Raw genomic sequence first — 16,951 nt, forward strand, 5'->3', positions numbered from 1 at the left:
TTAATCACCCTCCAAAAACTCGGATACTAAACGATTAAACTCACTAGTATTCTCTAAATAAGAGAAGTGTCCTGTACCTTTGAAAACAACCAATTTAGCATTAGGTATCTCCTTCTCCATAACTTTACCAAAGTAAATAGGGGTATCCCTATCCTGATCCCCCCAAATAAGCAAGGTCTTAGCTTTAATCAAGGGTAAGTACCCTCTTAGATCCTGATTTACTACTCTTTTAAATATAGGTCGCAACTCCCCAGCTTCTCTATAGTCCTTAGAGCCAAAGCGCTTATAAAGCTTCTCTAAATCTTTACCTAAGAAAGTATAGACTCTCCTTAAGAGCTTAAACGAATAAACCTTAAAATAGTATTTTAAACTCCTTTTAGGGATCAATCCAGCGCTGTTAACTAAAACAAGCTTCTCCACCATCTCAGGATGAAGGGCTGAAAGAAGAATGGCTACCCTACCCCCAAAGGAGTGGGCTATCACATGAACTCTATTAATCCCAAGCATATTCAGAAACTTGTATGTAATGTCCGCATACTCCTCAATGCCCCAAAAACTGGGAGGCGTGGACGATCTTCCAAAGCCGGGAAAGTCCATGGCGTAGACCTCAAAACGAAATCTAAGGCTATTGAAAACCGGTAAGAAGCTGTCTGAGCTTCCTCCCCAACCATGAAGCAATAGAACCGGCTTTCCACTTCCAGCTTTCTTATAGAATATATCAAGCCCATCTATCCTTAAAAACATGAAAATCTTTCACCACCCATTTAAACTTCGATAGATATGATACCAATAATAAAGACAAAATAAAAGGGCTAAGGTGAAAGGGTTTTAAAACCCTTTACACCTTAGCCCTTAGCTATTAAGATCCTTTCTCTATCTTTTTATTACCTTACCGGGTCTTTCCCCTGTTAACTTCCCCCTTTCAAGAACAAGCTTTCCGTTAACCATGACATATTCTATCCCTTCAGCATATTGATGGGGATCCTGGAAAGTAGCCTTATCCTTAACTCTATCTCCATCAAATATGACTAGATCAGCCCAGAAACCTTCCTTTATAAGACCTCTTAAGGGTATCCTCATCTTAGAGGCGGGAAGCGATGTCATTTTCCTTATGGCTTCCTCAAGAGAAAGGACTTTTTCTTCCCTAACATACTTGCTTAAAACCCTTGGGAAAGTACCATAAGCTCTAGGATGAGGCTTCCCCCCAACAGAGGGAGAAGTAACCCAGGAATCGGAACCTATCATGGACAAGTGATGAGATATAACCGTCTTAACATCTTCTTCATCCATCAAAAATACCACCATAGCGGCATCCCCTTTTATTTCCAACATCCAGTCAAAAAGCCCGCTATATGGATCGCTAAGCTTGCCCCTATCTCTTAATATCTCTTCCAAGGTTTTTCCCTCATAATCCCTATTAACACATTGAGATATAAGAATACCATTCCAACCGGCAGATTTTAAAAAGTTCTCTCCTTTAAAATTATCCTCCTCGATATCTTTAGCTATCTTAGCTTGAACTTCCCTATCCTTCAGTCTCTCAAGCATCTTATCAACCCCACCCTCAAGCGCCCAGGGAGGAAGCAAAGCGGTAATGGTAGTGCTTCCTGCAGGATAAGGATAAACATCACAGTTTACCTCTACTCCTCTTGCTCTGGCTTTTTCCATAAGCCTCAGTGTAGCGTTAACCTTCCCCCAATTCGGTTTTCCAGAAGCCTTATGATGAGATATCTGAACGGGAACACCGGCTTTCTCCCCTATCTCTATAGCTTCTTCAACGGCCTCTATCAACCTCTTACTTTCATTCCTTATGTGACTTAAGTAAACTCCTCCCTTTTCGCTTAATACCTTAGCAAGCTCCACTATCTCCCAAGTCTCAGAGTAAGATCCAGGCGGGTAGATCAAACCGGTGCTCAAACCAAAGGCTCCTTCATCAATGCACTGCCTCAAAAGATCCTTCATCTTAGAAAGCTCCTCAGGAGAAGGCGGTGAAGGATCGAAACCCTTAACAAATATCCTTATGGTGCCGTGACCAGCAAGAGGAACGAGGTTAATAGCGATACCATCTCTTTCTACCTTCTCATAAAACTCTCCAAAGGATCTCCATTCCCAACCATAGTCAAAGTTCCTAACCAGGAAAGGAGAAACATAGCTTTTAAGAAGGTCAAGTCTCTCAGGATTAATCGGAGCCATAGCTAATCCACAATTACTAGCTATAGCCGTCGTTATCCCCTGAGTTATATAACTCTGAGCGTCCTTAACTGCCAAAATAGTTAAATCTGCATGAGTATGAATATCCACAAACCCTGGTACAACAAAAAATCCTTTAGCATCTATCTCAAGCTCTCCCCTCTCTTCGACTTTGCCTACCTTCACTATCTTACCATCCTTTATCCCTATATCACCGCTAAACCAAGGGTTTCCGGTACCATCCAATATCTTTCCATTCCTTATCACTAAATCCAACAAAGCTATCTCCTCCTTAAAATATCACTCCTTGGGTGGTTCGCTACCCCAGAATATCCTTATCACCCTCTCTGAGGGAATCTCGCCACTGATATAAGTTCCGGCCAAGTAAGCTAAAAGCGAAGTTAAAGTTCCCATTATAACCGGGTCGAAACCTAAAGCTAAAGGTCTATACACTATCCTTGCAATGCCATACACAGCTAATCCAACTATCATGCTTGCCATAGCACCAAACCTGTTTCCCCTTGGCCAGCAAAATCCAAGGACAACAGGCCAGAATATGGCAGACATTATTCCACCAATTGCCATTATTATTATGTATTCAAGGGCTGGGGGCTCTGTAAGAGCTAAAAGAAGCGCTACTATTCCAACCACTAAAGTGGTATACATACTCATTTTCTTCAACTGCTCCGGCTTAGCATCTGGCCTTATGATCTCCCTATATATGTTCTGGACAACCGCGCTACTTATGAGTATAGTCATAGCGGCAATGGTAGACTGAGCCGCACTAATGACACCAGCGAACACAATCCCAGCAACTGCCGGATGAAGAAGCTTCATAGTTAAAGCAGGTATAACATGGTCTGGAACGGGAAGCTTTGGAAACCATAGTTTCCCAAAGAAACCAGCCCCAAGCAGTATATAAGTCCAAACTGTAACAACAATCACGCCAAGGTAAACAGCCCTTTTCATCGCGCTCGTATCCTTGTAGGTAAGGGCACCCATCAAACCGTGAGGAAGCACTAAAACCCCTAGGCTAAAGATTATCCACCAGGACATAACTATCCTTGGACCCATGGCAAGAGAGTTAACATACTTATCCCCGGCTATCTTAACTAGAGCCTCGTGAACGCTTAAGAAGCTACCTTGTTGAGATAGAGCGCCTCCGAAAACACCAACAGCTAATAAAAGTGAGGCCACTGTCATAAAGGTACCCTGAACCATTGCAGCTAATCCTACTCCCCTTATTCCACCCACAGTTGCGTAGAATATGGTTACTAAAGCGGTTAATACCAAAGCGGTCTTATAGGACCATCCCGTCATAACCTCAAAAATCCTCGAGGAACCAACAAACTGAACTGAACAATAAGGTGTTAAAAATATAACTATAGGTAAAGCATATAAAACGGCTATAAGCTTGCTTCTATCATATCTTTCAAATAGAATATCCCCCAAGGAAAGAGCTCCTATGCGTCTTGCGACTATACCGATCAGCTTTCCTAATCCGATCAAAATAAAGAAATTCATGAAAATCTGAGAGCCAACTATCGTAAACCAGGGCATCCCTAAACGCCAGGAAAGACCCGGACCTCCAACAAAAGTTCCAACGCTACATATGCCTGCCGCTATAAGGAAAGCAACTATTATGGCACCTAATAGCCTCCCACCAGTGTAGTATTCTTCAACGAACCTATCGATAGCGGTTTTTCCTAATCTCTTCCTCGCATAAATACCTATAAAAACCAAGCTTAAAAGATAAATCGCAAAAACCACAACTACCGCTAATCTCTCGCTCGGTGTGATCAGCAATCCTATTTCAGACATTTAACTCTCACTCCCCTCAGACCTCCAAGGAGAAAGATCCGCCTCTTTTACGAAATACTTAGTGACACAGATAATAACGATCATGAAAATAACAGATATCGTTAAAAAATGAAACCACCATGGAAAGCCTAAAACCTTAGCATTGGGATTAGAGCCGCTTACTCCAAAGGCATAACCTAAAGAGGCCAAGGTGTAAAGCAACCAAACCAGCAAAGCTATTAGGAACTCCCTGCGCGCCCTCTTAAGTCTCTGGTCCTCCTTAATACCATACTTTCTTAAGATATCCATTACCTGACCACCCCCTTAAATAAAAATCTATCACTCTTTATCCCGAAGTGCAATACTTTATTTTACAACAAAGAGCAAAAACTGTTAAAAGGAGTAAATCCATCTTTAAAATAAATTAATGAACTTATCTTGCAAATTTTCCCTATAAGTGGTAATCTAGGCTAAAGACAAAGGGAGGTGAAGAAGATGTTAAGCATAACCGACAAAGCAATGGAGGAGTTTAAGAAGATCCTCTCAAAGTATAGCGAAAAGGCCTATGGAGTTAGGATATTCCTCTTGGGATCCTCTTGCAGCTGTTGCGGTCCCTCTTACCACCTTACGCTTACAGAAAAAGGGGAAGAGGGAGACAAGCTAATAGAGAAGGAAGGGATTAAGATATTCCTTGATCCCATAGCCTATAATTTACTTTCAGACTCAATCATAGATTACAAAGACGGATTCGTAATAGAAAAAGCATCTCCGCAAGAGGCTTAAAATCCTTGACATTGCCTAAAAGATAGCTTAAAATTACCAACCGGTGGGGCTGTAGCGCAGTGGGAGCGCGCTTCCTTCGCACGGAAGAGGCCACGGGTTCAAATCCCGTCAGCTCCACCATATTATTTTTATAATATTTAATACTAGAAAAATAACCTTAAATCACTTATCTCCTCCAGGCTCCAGACCCTTTTAATCAATTCATCTAAATATTCACCAGGAAGCATTGAAGAGAGAAGACCTCTTACTTTTCCCTCTATCTCCTCATCAGTCATGGGATTTTCGGGATCACCTTTAGGAAACCATGTATCAGCTGAATAATTCTCACCGTTTTCAGTCAAAACCTCAACTTTAGCCCCCCACTTTTGGGGATGAGCTTTTGTATATTCCTCATGCTCAATAACCTTGATTTTATCAATCAAGCTTAAAACCTTCTCATTTTTAATGGAATCAGGAGTAAAATGATCTAAGTCTACCTTACCGAAAAGCAAAGCTGTAGCCACGCAATAGGAGATGCTAAATCTGGCCTCCTCAACCGAAGAGGGGATCTTAAAGTGAGCGGTTTCCATAGCAGTCTTATAGGTATAAACGTTGATGCGATTAACTTGATCAAGGTTTGGCTTGAATCGCTTGTAAATCTCTATAGCAGCGTATATGGGAGAGTGAATGTGTCTACAACAGGGATAAGGCTTAAAAGAGACCTCCTCCACTTTCCACTTTTCTCCTAGGCCATAAGTAAGCTTATCCAGATCAAAGCCATCCCTTGCCATGGCTTTACATATGCCTTTCTCCCCCTCAAATATCCTTGAAGCTCCGGAAAAACCCTGATAGGCTAAGTTGGCACAAATTAGACCCTCCATAGCAGCCTTAGCAGGATGCAGAGGCTTAGTCATAGCTCCATCAAGGTTAAACTGCCATAAACCAGACGCGCTTGTCCCAGCGTTTCCGATCGCAAAAGATACCTTTTGAGGATCCAAATTTAATAGCTTAGAACCGGCAACTGCCGATCCAAAGACTCCACATGTACCAGTGGGATGCCAGTACTTATAGTGGCTAAGCCCAAGACACTCTCCTACCCTTATTGAAACTTCATAACCCAAGACGATTGAAGTTATAAGATCCTTACCCGAGGAACCTAATCTTTCCGCTTGACTAAAAGCCGAAGATATCACTGGAGAAGCAGGATGATATATGGAACCCCTATGAACATCATCTATCTCAAGGATATGAGAGAAAAAGGCATTAGCAAAGGCAACCGATAGGAAGTTCCCCTTTATAGGAGGATAACTTAAAAATGTAGATCCCTTAAGATCACCCTCATAAAGCATCTTCAATACCCAAGAAGAGGGTGTAGCAAGGCTACCCCTAAAGCCAACACCTAACCAATCGAGAATAAGGCGCTTAGTCGCTTCAACGACGCTTTTAGGCAAATCCTCATAGCAAGTTTGACTAACAAACTCTCCTATCCTTTCAGAGATGGTCATGATCAGTCCCCCCTTTATTAAGGGTTAGGCTTTATCGTAGGACGAGTAGAAGCTCTAGAAGCAGCTGCATCAAGGGCTTCCTTAACCTTATCTAAGGAGAACTCCTTATCAAGCAAGCTTTCAAAAGGATATTTCTTAGCATTCTTCTTAAGAAACTCTAAAGTCCTTAAAAGATACCATGGATCATACCTAACAACGGAAAGCACAAGTATAGACCTACGAGTTAAAATCCCTGGAGCAAAGGTAGTCGTTAAGTCAGGAGAAACGTTACCTATTTGAAGATACCTTCCACCAGGGTGAAGATATAGGATGCCCTCAGCAAAGGCATCTGGAACACCAGCAAGCTCGATTACCACGTCTGCCCCCCAACCCTCCGTAAGCTCCATAACCCTTTTCACACGACTCTCCCTTACAGGAAACTCTCTTATGTCTATGATGTAATCTGCTCCAAACCTTTTTGCCATCTCAAGACGCTCTTCTACACCATCTATAGCTATAACAACCGCTCCCCGCTCCTTTAATATGGCTATGGCACTTAAGCCTAAACCTCCACACCCCTGAACCACAACGAGCTCATCAAGCTTAACCCCAATCTTATCTATACCGTAATAAACCTGAGTTATAGCACAGTTAGCGCTCGCAGCAACTTTATCAGGTATCTCATCAGGAACCTTAAAGACAAACTGCTCTGGATGAATATAATAATGCGTTGAAAAAGCACCATGAAAGTGAGGAAAAACGTCAGGGCTCTCCATCCAGAATCTATAAACGTTCTCACACATATTAAATATGCCTCTGCGACAGGCTCTGCATCTCATACAAGTTATAAAGTAAGGAGCAACCACTCGATCTCCTATATTAAGTGGATTTCCAGCGTTATCCTTCGTAACACCCTTGCCTAACCTAGCTACACGGCCTACCATCTCATGCCCTAACACTGCCCTTTTAACAGGATGATGTCCACGCCATATGTGAAGCTCCGAACCACAAACATTCGCATTAATTACTTCCACCAAGATGGCGCCAGGTTCAGGTTCGGGAAGCTCATACTCACGAAACTCGATTCTCCCAGGCTCTGGCATGTAGGCTAATCTTCCCCTATCTTCGCTCATCTCCATTCCCCCCTCTAAGACCCCTATATACATTAACAACTAATATTCAAAGTATAGAATAATTTTTATAAATCTGTCAAGAATTTATCAATATTATTGATGCGCCATCTTCTTCTAAAAGAAGCTTCTCTATTAAAACTATACGAAAGCTCTCTTTAAAAGAAGCTCTTAAATCACCTTATCCTCCTATTATGGCAGGAACAAGCTTTATTTCACTGCCTGGGGAAACTTCGTCATCAAGAGTTAAGGTCTTTCCATCATTTAGCATGGCTATCCCAAACATATCTATAGGAGTAGAAGTAAGCTGAAGTATCTCCCTTATCTTCAAAGGCTTCTCAGCTTTTATCTCAAAAAGCTTTCCACCTCTAATATAGTTCCACACCCTTATAACCATCCTATTCACCCCCTTAAAGCCTAATATTAAGCTCGATCTCCTTAATTCCTTCCGGTCTACTCTTAAGAGTATTAACTAAGGCTGCATTTACAACCATAAAAATCTCCTCAACGAAGGGCTTTAGAGGAATCCTAAACCCATTTACCTTAAGTATAACTTTCGACGGCAAAGCTACACAATCGCTATACTTTCTTTCTCCCATGAATATAGCCTTTGCCATATCATAACAATCTTTAAAACCACAGCCACCGCAGTTAAGCAAAGGAAGAGGAGGAAAGGATTTATTTAAGGCAAGATCTACTATATCTTTTATCTCCTCAGACAAAAAAACTGGTATACCATTAAAATCTCTATCTTTAACCTCATCTAATACTAAAGCGAGCGTAAGCTCATCCACTAAGCCTTCGACCTCTCCTAAGTTTCTACCTTTGACTATCTTCGGAAAAGGTCCCTTCTTAAAGCCCTCTATTACCAGAATATCGCTTTTTATAAGATCTATAAGCAAACCGAGATCGAAGAGCTTGAAATACATCAGACTGAATCCATCCGCCACAGCTATAGTCTCCTCACTACCTGACTGAAAGAGTATATCCGAGTCTTTAAAGCTTAAGCTCTTTGCATGCTTTATAGTTGAAACCGTAAAGCCTTTCTCCCTGATTAAGGGTATCATTCTGGATATGAGGGTAGTTTTACCTGAGTTATGATAACCTACAACGCTAAAGCAACTCTTTATAGCCAAGCTCTTTCACCCCCACAAATCAATTTTAACAGAAGCTCAGAAAAGAAGAAAATAAAAAGGGCTGAGGGGCTTTTATATCCCCCCAGCCCTAATAGAATTCTTCCCTATTTCAGGCTTTTTTCGTACTCCTTATAAAGCATCTTAGCTATACCGAAAAGCTCCCTCTTAGCTATCTCTTTAGACAAAGCTAAGTCGAACATATCCTTATATATCTCCATAGCTCTCGATTCCGGAAGAAGGCCATCCTGAGGCACGGTCTTCCTCATCTGCCTTAAAAGCATATGAACAAATATGGCTTCAAACTCCTGAGAAACCACCCTTAAGGCTTCCTTTTTATCTCTCGGTAAAGAGGCTGGCCCCAAAAAGTAATCGTTACATAGTCTTAAGCTCTGCATGCAAGGCACCCGCCTTCTTCATAGCCTGAAGTATAGCTATTATATCTTTAGGAGTAGCCCCAACCGCATTCAAAGCTTTAACCACATCACCTACAGTCGTCACTTCAGGAAACTCAATCATGTATCCTTGTGTCGGTGGAGCAGCTCCAGCTGCAGGGCCAACGGTTATCGAAAAGTTCTTATGAGCTATAGCAACTCTTGATATCTTAACATTCTCTCCCATTACAACGGTTCCGGTTCTCTCATTTACAACTACTATAGCAGGAGCATCAGGCGTAACTTCAAGCTCTTCAAGAGAAGATATAAAGGCCACAAGGTTTTTTCTATAAGATAATGGTATCTTCACCTCTACTTTAGAGGCATCTTTAGCTTCAGCTATATTTCCAAAAGAATTATTTATGCTTTCCGCTATCCTCCTTGCAGTTGTAAAATCCGGACTATCGAGAACTATACTTAAAACACCATCCTGTGAAAGCTCAACAGGGACCTCTCTTTCAACTATGGCGCCGTTTGTAACCACACCAACCGTCGGAAAAGAGCCCTCTGGACCTATAGAAACGGGGCCCTGAGCTACAGCATAGACCTTGCCATCGGGACCCTTCAAAGGTGTTAAAAGAAGTTGACCCCCTTCAAGGCTTCTTGCATCACCTAGCGATGAAACAGTCACATCTATTCTCATACCAGGCTTAGCGAAGGGAGGAAGATTTGCTGTTACCATAACAGCAGCTACATTTCTCGAGGCTATATTCCTTTGAGCCACTGAAAGGTCAAAAAACCTAAGCATATTTTGCATCATCTGGGGAGTTAATTTCATCTTATCCCCCGTTCCGTTTAAACCCACAACCAATCCCATACCTATAAGCTGATTTGGCCTAGCATCCTCTATATGAGCTATATCCTTTATTCTAACCTTCGGAGCCCCAAAGGCTATCGAAGATAAAGCCAAGGCTATAAGAATACTCAGGACTAAGATCCTAAATCCCTTCACATAAAATCCCTCCTAAATTAAAAGAGAAGATGGAATATCTGAGTTAGTATGCCTGGCTGGTGAACGCTTCCAAACACACCAGTTCCAGAATAGATTATCTCAGCATCACATATCTTAGTTGAAGAGACAGTATTATCTGAAGATATATCTTCAGGGCGAATCATACCCTTAACGATGATTTTCACCGTATCCTTGTTACCTTTAAAATAATGCTCTCCCTCTATGACGAGATTACCGTTAGGAAGAACCTCAACTATTTTCGCAGCGATAACAGCATAAAAGGTAGTGCTCCTATTAGTCTCATCAGACCCATCGTAGCTTCCCTTGGCGTTAAGGTTTGCAGGAAGAGGCCCCTTAAGGAAGCTAATACCCTTTTGAGAAGCATCAAGAGAAGCATTCTTAGATGTCTTGGTCGTTGCCTTTTGTCTCATAGTAGCGCTCTCCTCTATCAACACGTAAACTATATCTCCGACACTTGAAGCTCTCTTATCACCATAAAGATTAAAACCATCTTTCCAGAGAGACTGAGCTAAAGAAAGGTATGGAAAAAGCAAAACCAAAAGGAAAGCCAAAGTTACCTTTCGCACTTAAGTTCACCTCCCTCAAGTATTAGCGCTTCAACCATCCCTGGTCCTAAAACTACTGCCTTAATTCTCCTCCCTGTAGATGTATTTAAGACCTCTATTTGATCTCCGACTCCACCGCTTTCACAAGCCTTTCCTTGAGCCTTAACTTCAACTGAACCAACCTTAGCGATTATGGTTACAGGAGAACCCCTTTTCACCACATTAGGAGAATCAAGATGAGAGCTTATTATAATATCACCTTTTTTGACAGGCTTCTTAAGCATTTTTCCTAAAACCTGATCCAAAGAGGTACATACCGGAAACAGAGGATCAACCTCTTTTTCAATTAAGGCTACATCTCCCTCGCTTATAACCTCATGCCAAGCCAAATTTCTCAAAGCAACAACCACATTCTTTCTTAAAGAGAGCTTAACCATAAGCTCCGCCCTTCCCATAGAACCATCATCGCGATAATAAACTACAGGTAAAACATAGAAGTTTTCCCGACGCACGATGGAATCAACCACACTATATCGTGCGTCGGGAGGAAGGGAAGGGTTCGAAAGCAAACTCCAAGAAACAGAAGGACCAAATTTAGAAACCAAGTAATCTCCTAAAACTCTATCCAAGCTGCCCCTTGAAGCAGAAGCCACAACTATCTTATCTGGAACTCTAAAAAGGACATCCTTAAGATCAAGCTTACTCCTTAAAAGGGCATCCCTTATATCAAGCAGACTTAACTCAAGAGTCCCACCATTTAAAGGAGCTTCTGCAATCTTAACCTTCTTGAGACAATCAATTAAAGCTATATCTTGCCCGCTTATCTTAGCTATATCTCCAAGAAGAACGATACTTCCCTTGACCTCACTATAATTAGATATATCTATTAGAGCTCTAACACAGAAAGCTGTAGAGGGTATTAAAACAAGGAGAACAGCTATTAAAAAGGCTCTCCTAAGCATCCCCCATTACCTCTTCAATCCGCTTGCAGTCCTCAACATATCATCCGCGGTTTGGATCGTCCTTGAGTTAAACTCATAAGATCTCTGAGCAACTATCATCCTAACCATTTCTTCCACCACTTGAACGTTAGACGCCTCTAAGAAGCCTTGCTGAACGGTTCCAAAGCCCTCAGCCCCAGGATTTCCCTCTATGGGAGCACCAGATGCAGCGGTCTCGATGAATAGATTCTTACCTATAGCCTTAAGTCCAGCAGGATTTATAAACCTAGCTAAAATCAATTGTCCTAATACCTCTGGCTCTGTAGCGCCTGCCCTTTTAACTACCACATTTCCATCACTGGTAACGGTTATAGACTCCGCATCCTCCGGAACCGTCAGGGCAGGTTCAATCCTATAACCATCCGCAGTAACTATATTACCTTCGCTATCGATCTTAAAACTTCCGTCTCTCGTATAGGCTATAGTTCCATCAGGCAAAGTTACCCTGAAGAAACCATCTCCCTCTATAGCGAGATCAAGAGGATTCCCAGTATTTATAAGCGCTCCCTGAAAGAAAAGCTTCTGCGTAGAAGATACCTTTACCCCTAAGCCAACCTGTATCGCTGTGGGAAGCTGTTCCCCAGTTATATTAGGGACTCCAGCTTCTCTTCCGGTCTGATAGAAAAGATCTTCAAAATCCGCTCTATTTTTCTTAAAACCAACGGTATTAGCATTTGCCAAATTATTGGATATGGTATCAAGATGAAACTGCTCAGCTATCATACCAGTTGAGGCAGACCAAAGAGCTCTTATCAAGCAGACCTCACCTCCTTAAGCCACCCTTGTCAAATTAGTTATGGCCCTCTCTAGAGTTTCATCTTGAGTTAAAACCATCCTTTGATTCATCTCATAAGCTCTATGTGCTTCTATAAGATGAACCATCTCTTTCACAGGAGAAACATTGCTGCCCTCAAGGGCACCAACCTCAAGATTTATGTTTTCTTGAGGGATGGGACTTCCGCTATCCTTAGTCTCAGCGTAAAGGTTACTACCAATCCTCTTAAGATAGGTGGGCTTTTGAAACCTAACTATAAGTAAAGTTCCTCCCTCTTCCCCATTTATGAAGAACCTACCATCCTCAGCGAAGGTAATTCTACTTCCCTCAGGAACATTTATTGGCCCACCCTCGCTTAAAAGAATATGCCCGCTTTGAGAAACCACGTTGCCTTGAGAGTTTATGGTAAAGCTACCAGCGCGAGTGTAATACCTATTTCCCTTAGAGTCCTGAAGGACAAAGAAAGTCCCCTCATCACGTAAAGCTAAATCTAAAGGATTACCTGTGGGTATTAAAGGACCGAGGCTACTCTCTATATAAGTCTCATCAACAACGCTTGCTGTCCCAAGTCTTCCAACGAAAGGTGCACCTTTGATTGGAAGGAGAAAGTCTTTCAACGAGGAAGGGGTTAAATCATTCACTCTAACTATACTATGCTGAGGATGTGCCCTAAAAATAGTTTCTTCACGCTTAAAACCAACGGTATTCGCATTAGCTAGGTTGTTAGCCACCACATCGGTACGTGTAAGCTGAACAAGCATACCGCTACAGCCCGTGTAAATTCCCCTTATCAATGAAGCTTCCCTCCTCTTATAACCCCACCTCTTAAAATATCAAGCTCCTCCAAAGCTTTGCCAGTTCCCCTCGCAACGCATGTTATTGGATCTTCAGCAACCATCGCAGGAACACCGGTCCTCTGAGATATAAGCCTATCCATACCATCGAGCAAAGCTCCTCCTCCTGTGAGAATTATGCCCCTTTCGATTATGTCTGCTGCAAGCTCAGGTGGGGTCTTCTCCAAAACTCCCTCAACACCCTTAACTATAGCTTCAACCTCTTCCCTTATTGCCTCAAGGACATCTTGCGTAGTTATCTCTATAGTCCTTGGAAGCCTCTGAATAAGATCGCGTCCCCTTATCTCCATCCTCTTTATCTCTTTAGGCATAACCGAGCCTATCCTTTTCTTTACCTCCTCGGCTGTCTGCTCACCTATAAGCAAGTTATACTTACTTTTAACATACTTAACTATAGCTTCATCCATCTTGCTTCCAGCTATCCTTAAAGAGGTGCTTATCACTATCCCACCAAGGGATATAACCGCTATATCAGTCGTTCCACCACCTATGTCAACCACCATATTTCCTCTCGGCTCAGCTACATCAAGCCCAGCACCTATAGCCGCAGCCATCGGTTCCTCTATCAGAAAGGCCTCCGAGGCACCTACCTGAACCGCAGCCTCAAGCACGGCTCTCTTTTCCACATCAGTTGCCCCAGAGGGTATACATATCATAACTCTCGGTCTAAATAAAGAACGTCTCTTCCCCAAAGCCTTTTTAAGAAAATGACGAAGCATGGCTTCCGTAACTTCGTAGTCGGCTATAACTCCTTCCTTCAAAGGCCTGACAGCAACTATGTTTCCAGGGGTCCTCCCAAGCATTCTATGAGCCTCTTCCCCAACGGCTAATATCTTTCGAGTACTGGTATCCATCGCAACAACGGAAGGCTCATTTAAAACAATCCCTTCTCCCCTAACATAAACCAGAACGGTCGCAGTACCAAGATCAATCCCAATGTCCCTTCGAAGCATTCCTATGCTCTCTCCCTTCCCTCCCATAGGCAGACTTCCCTGCCATTTTAATTTTCGGCAGGGTTCTTTCAATCTTTACCTATTATACTATAATAGATACTAAGGATTTAGAGAGGGGGGAGGCTCAGAATGGGCATACTTGACAAGTTTTCCTTAAATGGTAAAAGTGCCTTAGTAACTGGAGCATCAAGAGGCATAGGAAGAGCCATAGCAGAAGCCTTAGCGGAAGCAGGTGCAGAAGTTACAATTACTGCAAGAAACATGGTAGCCCTGCAGGAAACGCTAAGAAAGATAGCCTGGTTAGGAGGAAAGGGATACGCCATAGACGGAGACCTCCTTAAGGAGGAGGATATAAAAAAGATAGTTAACTTTGCTCTAGAAAAGATGGGGAAAATAGATATACTTGTTAATTCTGCTGGAGCCATACACAGAGAAAAGGCTGAAACGCATCCCATAGAAAAGTGGGATGAGATAGTTAATCTAAACTTAAAAAGCGTCTTTATAATAACGCAACTTGTAGCACGAAGTATGATCGAAAGAAAAATCCAGGGTTCCATAATAAATATAGCCTCGCTAATGTCCTTTGCAGCAGGAATAAATATATGCGCCTATGCCGCAAGCAAGGGAGGAGTAGCTCAGCTAACCAAGGAGCTTGCAAATGAATGGGGAAAATATGGAATAAGGGTCAATGCCATCGCACCAGGATATATAGAAACAGATCTAACTGAAGCATTGAGAAAGAATCCTGAAAGAAACGAACGCATCCTATCAAGGATAGCCCTTGGTAGATGGGGTAAACCAGAGGACCTAAAGGGAATAGCGGTTTTCCTAGCTTCAGAGGCCTCTTCTTACGCAACAGGAGGAATATTCATAATAGATGGGGGTTGGCTCTGGAACGTATAAAAAATTTTAGGGCCTCCCGAGGAGTTTCTTGGGAGGCCCTACTGCAACTTACTTCCCTCTGGGGCTAAGGCTTAGATCTTCGTTACATTTATGGCCTGAGGGCCCTTAGGGGCTTGCTTAATTTCAAACTGTACTCTTTGTCCTTCCTCAAGCGTTCTGAAGCCCGTTCCCTTAATACCAGTATAATGAACAAACACATCTCCACCCTCATCGTCGGTGATGAACCCGTAACCCTTAGCCGCATTAAACCACTTCACTGTTCCAGTTCTCATTACTTCTTTTACCTCCTGCTACACTTAAAGATTCACCCGCTTTAAAAAGGCGCGCCCCTCTCAAGCAGGTCAAGATCAGTATACCACTCCAAGATACCCCTGTCAATCAATATGGGAGTTTTTTTCAAGAAGCTCCCTCGTTATCTCCTTAGACTTCTCCGTCGCACTTTTTATCGCCTTCATAAGGGCAGTCCTCAATCTGTTATCTTCAAGCTGATATATACCCTCTATGGTAACTCCCCCAGGCGTAACGACCATCTCCTTAAGCTCAGAAGGATGCCTACCGCTTTCCAAAAGCAGACGTGCAGCACCTATCATGGTGTAGGCCACGGCGTCAAGAGAAAGCTCTCTTGGCAAACCAACCATAAGTCCGCCATAAACCAATGCCTCAACTATAAGATAAAGATAGGCAGGCCCGCTACCTGACAAAGCGGTTAAGGCATCCATATATTTTTCCTCAACACGGACATACTTACCAAAAAGAGAGAAAAGCTCCTCAACCAGAGGTATCTCCTCATGAGGAAAATCCCCATCAGGAGAGTAAACCGTATACCCTGAATTCACCAAAACCGCCATATTAGTCATAGCCCTAATTATATGAGATTTAGGAGAGGCTTTCTTAAGAAGATTTAGCCCTATAGCAGCAGCGAAAGATATGACTATTTTGTTCTCCAAATAAGGTGAAAGCCTCCTCATCTCAGAGATTATTATACCGGGCTTAAGAGTGAAGATAACTAAATCTGCCTCTTTACAAGCCTCCTCATTATCCCTTAGGAGCTCCACTCCCTTTTCACTGAGGTACTCAATCCTGAGAGGGTTCCTCCTTGTGGCGACAACCTTCCCCGCCTTACCAGCTAAGGATGAGGCAATCGCTGAACCTATGGTGCCAGCTCCTATAATAGCTACCTTTAAACTCTCCAAACGGGTCCCATCTTAAAAACCACCTCCTAAGAAAATAACTTAGTTAGAATTATACCATATCTTACTCAAACTTATAGAAGCTAAGGTAAGCTATTCCCTTTACAAATTCACGATTAAACAAAAACTGGGCCTGGGAAATAACCTTCCCTAAGCCCAGTTAGATTTCTAACTTTCAGATGTTAAAATAAACCTCAATCTATCTCCTCCTTAAGACGAATAAAACAGGCAAAGATAAAATAAACACAAGACCAAGGGAGCTTCCGCCTGCCGAACAACCTCCACCGCCTCCACCTGATGGCGGAGATGAATAAAAGCTTATTATAGCTTTTATTGAGAGGTTACCATAACCATCTTTAGAATAATAATTATATAAATCATACCATACAATGCCATCAGGACTAACAAAACTCTCACCACGATTTATAATCACATTGCTACAATACCCACTTATATAGCTTTCGCAACCCAAAGGATAGGCTCTTGATGGGAATTGAGGCCTAAGCTCTACAACAACCACAAAAGGCTCCCCCGCACTAAGATAAGGCGGATTGCTTAGTTTAATAGTATAATATCCTGTATAGTACAACCTCCCGCTTTCTATAGCATCGGGAGAAACAGAACCTATTCTCGGCGGAGTCGAGTAACCTGCATATACCCTTATCGTATAATCTACATAACCGCCATTTAACATAAAAACCGAAAGCACAACCCCCATAAGATAGGAATCATAAAGAGCTTGAAAAGCGTTGGCTCCATAAATTCTCGTGCTCCCAGCATACATTAGTCCATTATTCATCCCACAATAGTCATTATAAAGAACA

At 42.4% G+C, this 16,951-nt stretch carries 20 protein-coding genes and 1 tRNA gene; 3 read left to right on the plus strand and 18 right to left on the minus strand.

Annotated elements, in window-relative coordinates; genetic code table 11:
• From NZ900_08410 to NZ900_08425, 4 genes are all read right to left on the minus strand, one after another.
• A complete protein-coding gene (locus NZ900_08410) occupies positions 1–744 on the minus strand; it encodes an alpha/beta hydrolase (protein ID MCS7234105.1) in 744 nt (247 codons plus the stop codon).
• Positions 745–873: 129 nt separating this feature from the next.
• Positions 874–2,469, minus strand: a complete 1,596-nt coding sequence (locus NZ900_08415) for a D-aminoacylase (GenBank protein MCS7234106.1) — start codon at positions 2,467–2,469, stop codon at positions 874–876.
• 21 nt (positions 2,470–2,490) lie between these two features.
• The gene (locus tag NZ900_08420) at positions 2,491–4,011 is read right to left on the minus strand and encodes a sodium/solute symporter (protein ID MCS7234107.1); all 1,521 of its coding nucleotides are present in this window, start codon (positions 4,009–4,011) and stop codon (positions 2,491–2,493) included.
• Positions 4,012–4,299, minus strand: coding sequence for a DUF997 family protein (locus NZ900_08425; protein ID MCS7234108.1), 288 nt, complete (start codon positions 4,297–4,299; stop codon positions 4,012–4,014).
• Positions 4,300–4,485: 186 nt separating this feature from the next.
• Between NZ900_08425 and NZ900_08430 the strand changes: the two genes are divergently transcribed.
• Complete coding sequence (locus NZ900_08430; GenBank protein MCS7234109.1) at positions 4,486–4,773, plus strand: iron-sulfur cluster assembly accessory protein; 288 nt, start codon at positions 4,486–4,488, stop codon at positions 4,771–4,773.
• A 45-nt stretch (positions 4,774–4,818) separates the two neighbouring features.
• Positions 4,819–4,893, plus strand: a tRNA-Ala gene (locus NZ900_08435).
• A gap of 23 nt (positions 4,894–4,916) precedes the next feature.
• Here the strand turns inward: NZ900_08435 and NZ900_08440 are convergent.
• From NZ900_08440 to NZ900_08490, 11 genes are all read right to left on the minus strand, one after another.
• Positions 4,917–6,257, minus strand: a complete 1,341-nt coding sequence (locus NZ900_08440; protein ID MCS7234110.1) for an MmgE/PrpD family protein — start codon at positions 6,255–6,257, stop codon at positions 4,917–4,919.
• 17 nt (positions 6,258–6,274) lie between these two features.
• On the minus strand, positions 6,275–7,369 hold the full coding sequence (locus tag NZ900_08445) for a zinc-binding dehydrogenase (GenBank protein ID MCS7234111.1): 1,095 nt from the start codon (positions 7,367–7,369) through the stop codon (positions 6,275–6,277).
• Positions 7,370–7,547: 178 nt separating this feature from the next.
• The gene (locus NZ900_08450) at positions 7,548–7,763 is read right to left on the minus strand and encodes a hypothetical protein (GenBank protein ID MCS7234112.1); all 216 of its coding nucleotides are present in this window, start codon (positions 7,761–7,763) and stop codon (positions 7,548–7,550) included.
• A 13-nt stretch (positions 7,764–7,776) separates the two neighbouring features.
• Positions 7,777–8,502, minus strand: coding sequence for a molybdopterin-guanine dinucleotide biosynthesis protein B (gene mobB, locus NZ900_08455; protein MCS7234113.1), 726 nt, complete (start codon positions 8,500–8,502; stop codon positions 7,777–7,779).
• 104 nt (positions 8,503–8,606) lie between these two features.
• Positions 8,607–8,897: a rod-binding protein gene (locus tag NZ900_08460; GenBank protein ID MCS7234114.1), complete on the minus strand. Its 291-nt coding sequence runs from the start codon at positions 8,895–8,897 to the stop codon at positions 8,607–8,609.
• Positions 8,875–9,885 carry a flagellar basal body P-ring protein FlgI gene (locus NZ900_08465; protein MCS7234115.1) on the minus strand — a complete coding sequence of 337 codons (1,011 nt, stop codon included), beginning with the start codon at positions 9,883–9,885 and terminating at the stop codon, positions 8,875–8,877. Before NZ900_08465 ends, NZ900_08460 begins: the two co-directional genes overlap by 23 nt.
• 17 nt (positions 9,886–9,902) lie before the next feature.
• A complete protein-coding gene (locus NZ900_08470; GenBank protein MCS7234116.1) occupies positions 9,903–10,472 on the minus strand; it encodes a flagellar basal body L-ring protein FlgH in 570 nt (189 codons plus the stop codon).
• The gene (gene flgA / locus NZ900_08475) at positions 10,460–11,413 is read right to left on the minus strand and encodes a flagellar basal body P-ring formation chaperone FlgA (GenBank protein MCS7234117.1); all 954 of its coding nucleotides are present in this window, start codon (positions 11,411–11,413) and stop codon (positions 10,460–10,462) included. The genes NZ900_08470 and flgA overlap by 13 nt, the downstream gene beginning before the upstream one ends.
• Before the next feature lie 6 nt (positions 11,414–11,419).
• Positions 11,420–12,208, minus strand: a complete 789-nt coding sequence (gene flgG, locus NZ900_08480) for a flagellar basal-body rod protein FlgG (protein ID MCS7234118.1) — start codon at positions 12,206–12,208, stop codon at positions 11,420–11,422.
• 15 nt (positions 12,209–12,223) lie between these two features.
• The gene (locus tag NZ900_08485) at positions 12,224–13,021 is read right to left on the minus strand and encodes a flagellar hook-basal body protein (protein MCS7234119.1); all 798 of its coding nucleotides are present in this window, start codon (positions 13,019–13,021) and stop codon (positions 12,224–12,226) included.
• Entirely contained in the window at positions 13,018–14,034 is a 1,017-nt protein-coding gene (locus NZ900_08490; GenBank protein ID MCS7234120.1) for a rod shape-determining protein, read from the minus strand. The genes NZ900_08485 and NZ900_08490 overlap by 4 nt, the downstream gene beginning before the upstream one ends.
• Before the next feature lie 129 nt (positions 14,035–14,163).
• On the opposite strand from NZ900_08490, the gene NZ900_08495 reads away from it, so the two are divergent.
• On the plus strand, positions 14,164–14,937 hold the full coding sequence (locus tag NZ900_08495) for a glucose 1-dehydrogenase (protein ID MCS7234121.1): 774 nt from the start codon (positions 14,164–14,166) through the stop codon (positions 14,935–14,937).
• A 71-nt stretch (positions 14,938–15,008) separates the two neighbouring features.
• On the opposite strand, the gene NZ900_08500 is transcribed toward NZ900_08495, so the two are convergent.
• The 3 genes from NZ900_08500 to NZ900_08510 all read right to left on the minus strand — a co-directional run.
• A complete protein-coding gene (locus tag NZ900_08500; GenBank protein ID MCS7234122.1) occupies positions 15,009–15,209 on the minus strand; it encodes a cold shock domain-containing protein in 201 nt (66 codons plus the stop codon).
• A gap of 102 nt (positions 15,210–15,311) precedes the next feature.
• Positions 15,312–16,130 carry a pyrroline-5-carboxylate reductase gene (gene proC, locus NZ900_08505; protein MCS7234123.1) on the minus strand — a complete coding sequence of 273 codons (819 nt, stop codon included), beginning with the start codon at positions 16,128–16,130 and terminating at the stop codon, positions 15,312–15,314.
• A gap of 196 nt (positions 16,131–16,326) precedes the next feature.
• Positions 16,327–16,951: lectin like domain-containing protein (locus NZ900_08510; protein MCS7234124.1), on the minus strand; the 625-nt coding region annotated here is incomplete at its 5' end.

It is taken from the genome of Synergistota bacterium (assembly GCA_025060595.1).
GTDB lineage: Bacteria > Synergistota > GBS-1 > GBS-1 > GBS-1 > 42-11.

Excerpts from the sequence above, each read along its gene's own strand:
- NZ900_08430 (MCS7234109.1), top strand. The coding sequence starts at position 4,486 with ATGTTAAGCATAACCGACAAAGCAATGGAGGAGTTTAAGAAGATCCTC.
- NZ900_08445 (MCS7234111.1), bottom strand. The coding sequence starts at position 7,369 with ATGAGCGAAGATAGGGGAAGATTAGCCTACATGCCAGAGCCTGGGAGA.
- NZ900_08420 (MCS7234107.1), bottom strand. The coding sequence starts at position 4,011 with ATGTCTGAAATAGGATTGCTGATCACACCGAGCGAGAGATTAGCGGTA.
- NZ900_08495 (MCS7234121.1), top strand. The coding sequence starts at position 14,164 with ATGGGCATACTTGACAAGTTTTCCTTAAATGGTAAAAGTGCCTTAGTA.
- NZ900_08440 (MCS7234110.1), bottom strand. The coding sequence starts at position 6,257 with ATGACCATCTCTGAAAGGATAGGAGAGTTTGTTAGTCAAACTTGCTAT.
- flgA (MCS7234117.1), bottom strand. The coding sequence starts at position 11,413 with ATGCTTAGGAGAGCCTTTTTAATAGCTGTTCTCCTTGTTTTAATACCC.
- NZ900_08450 (MCS7234112.1), bottom strand. The coding sequence starts at position 7,763 with ATGGTTATAAGGGTGTGGAACTATATTAGAGGTGGAAAGCTTTTTGAG.
- NZ900_08500 (MCS7234122.1), bottom strand. The coding sequence starts at position 15,209 with ATGAGAACTGGAACAGTGAAGTGGTTTAATGCGGCTAAGGGTTACGGG.
- NZ900_08490 (MCS7234120.1), bottom strand. The coding sequence starts at position 14,034 with ATGCTTCGAAGGGACATTGGGATTGATCTTGGTACTGCGACCGTTCTG.
- NZ900_08425 (MCS7234108.1), bottom strand. The coding sequence starts at position 4,299 with ATGGATATCTTAAGAAAGTATGGTATTAAGGAGGACCAGAGACTTAAG.
- NZ900_08410 (MCS7234105.1), bottom strand. The coding sequence starts at position 744 with ATGTTTTTAAGGATAGATGGGCTTGATATATTCTATAAGAAAGCTGGA.
- NZ900_08460 (MCS7234114.1), bottom strand. The coding sequence starts at position 8,897 with ATGCAGAGCTTAAGACTATGTAACGATTACTTTTTGGGGCCAGCCTCT.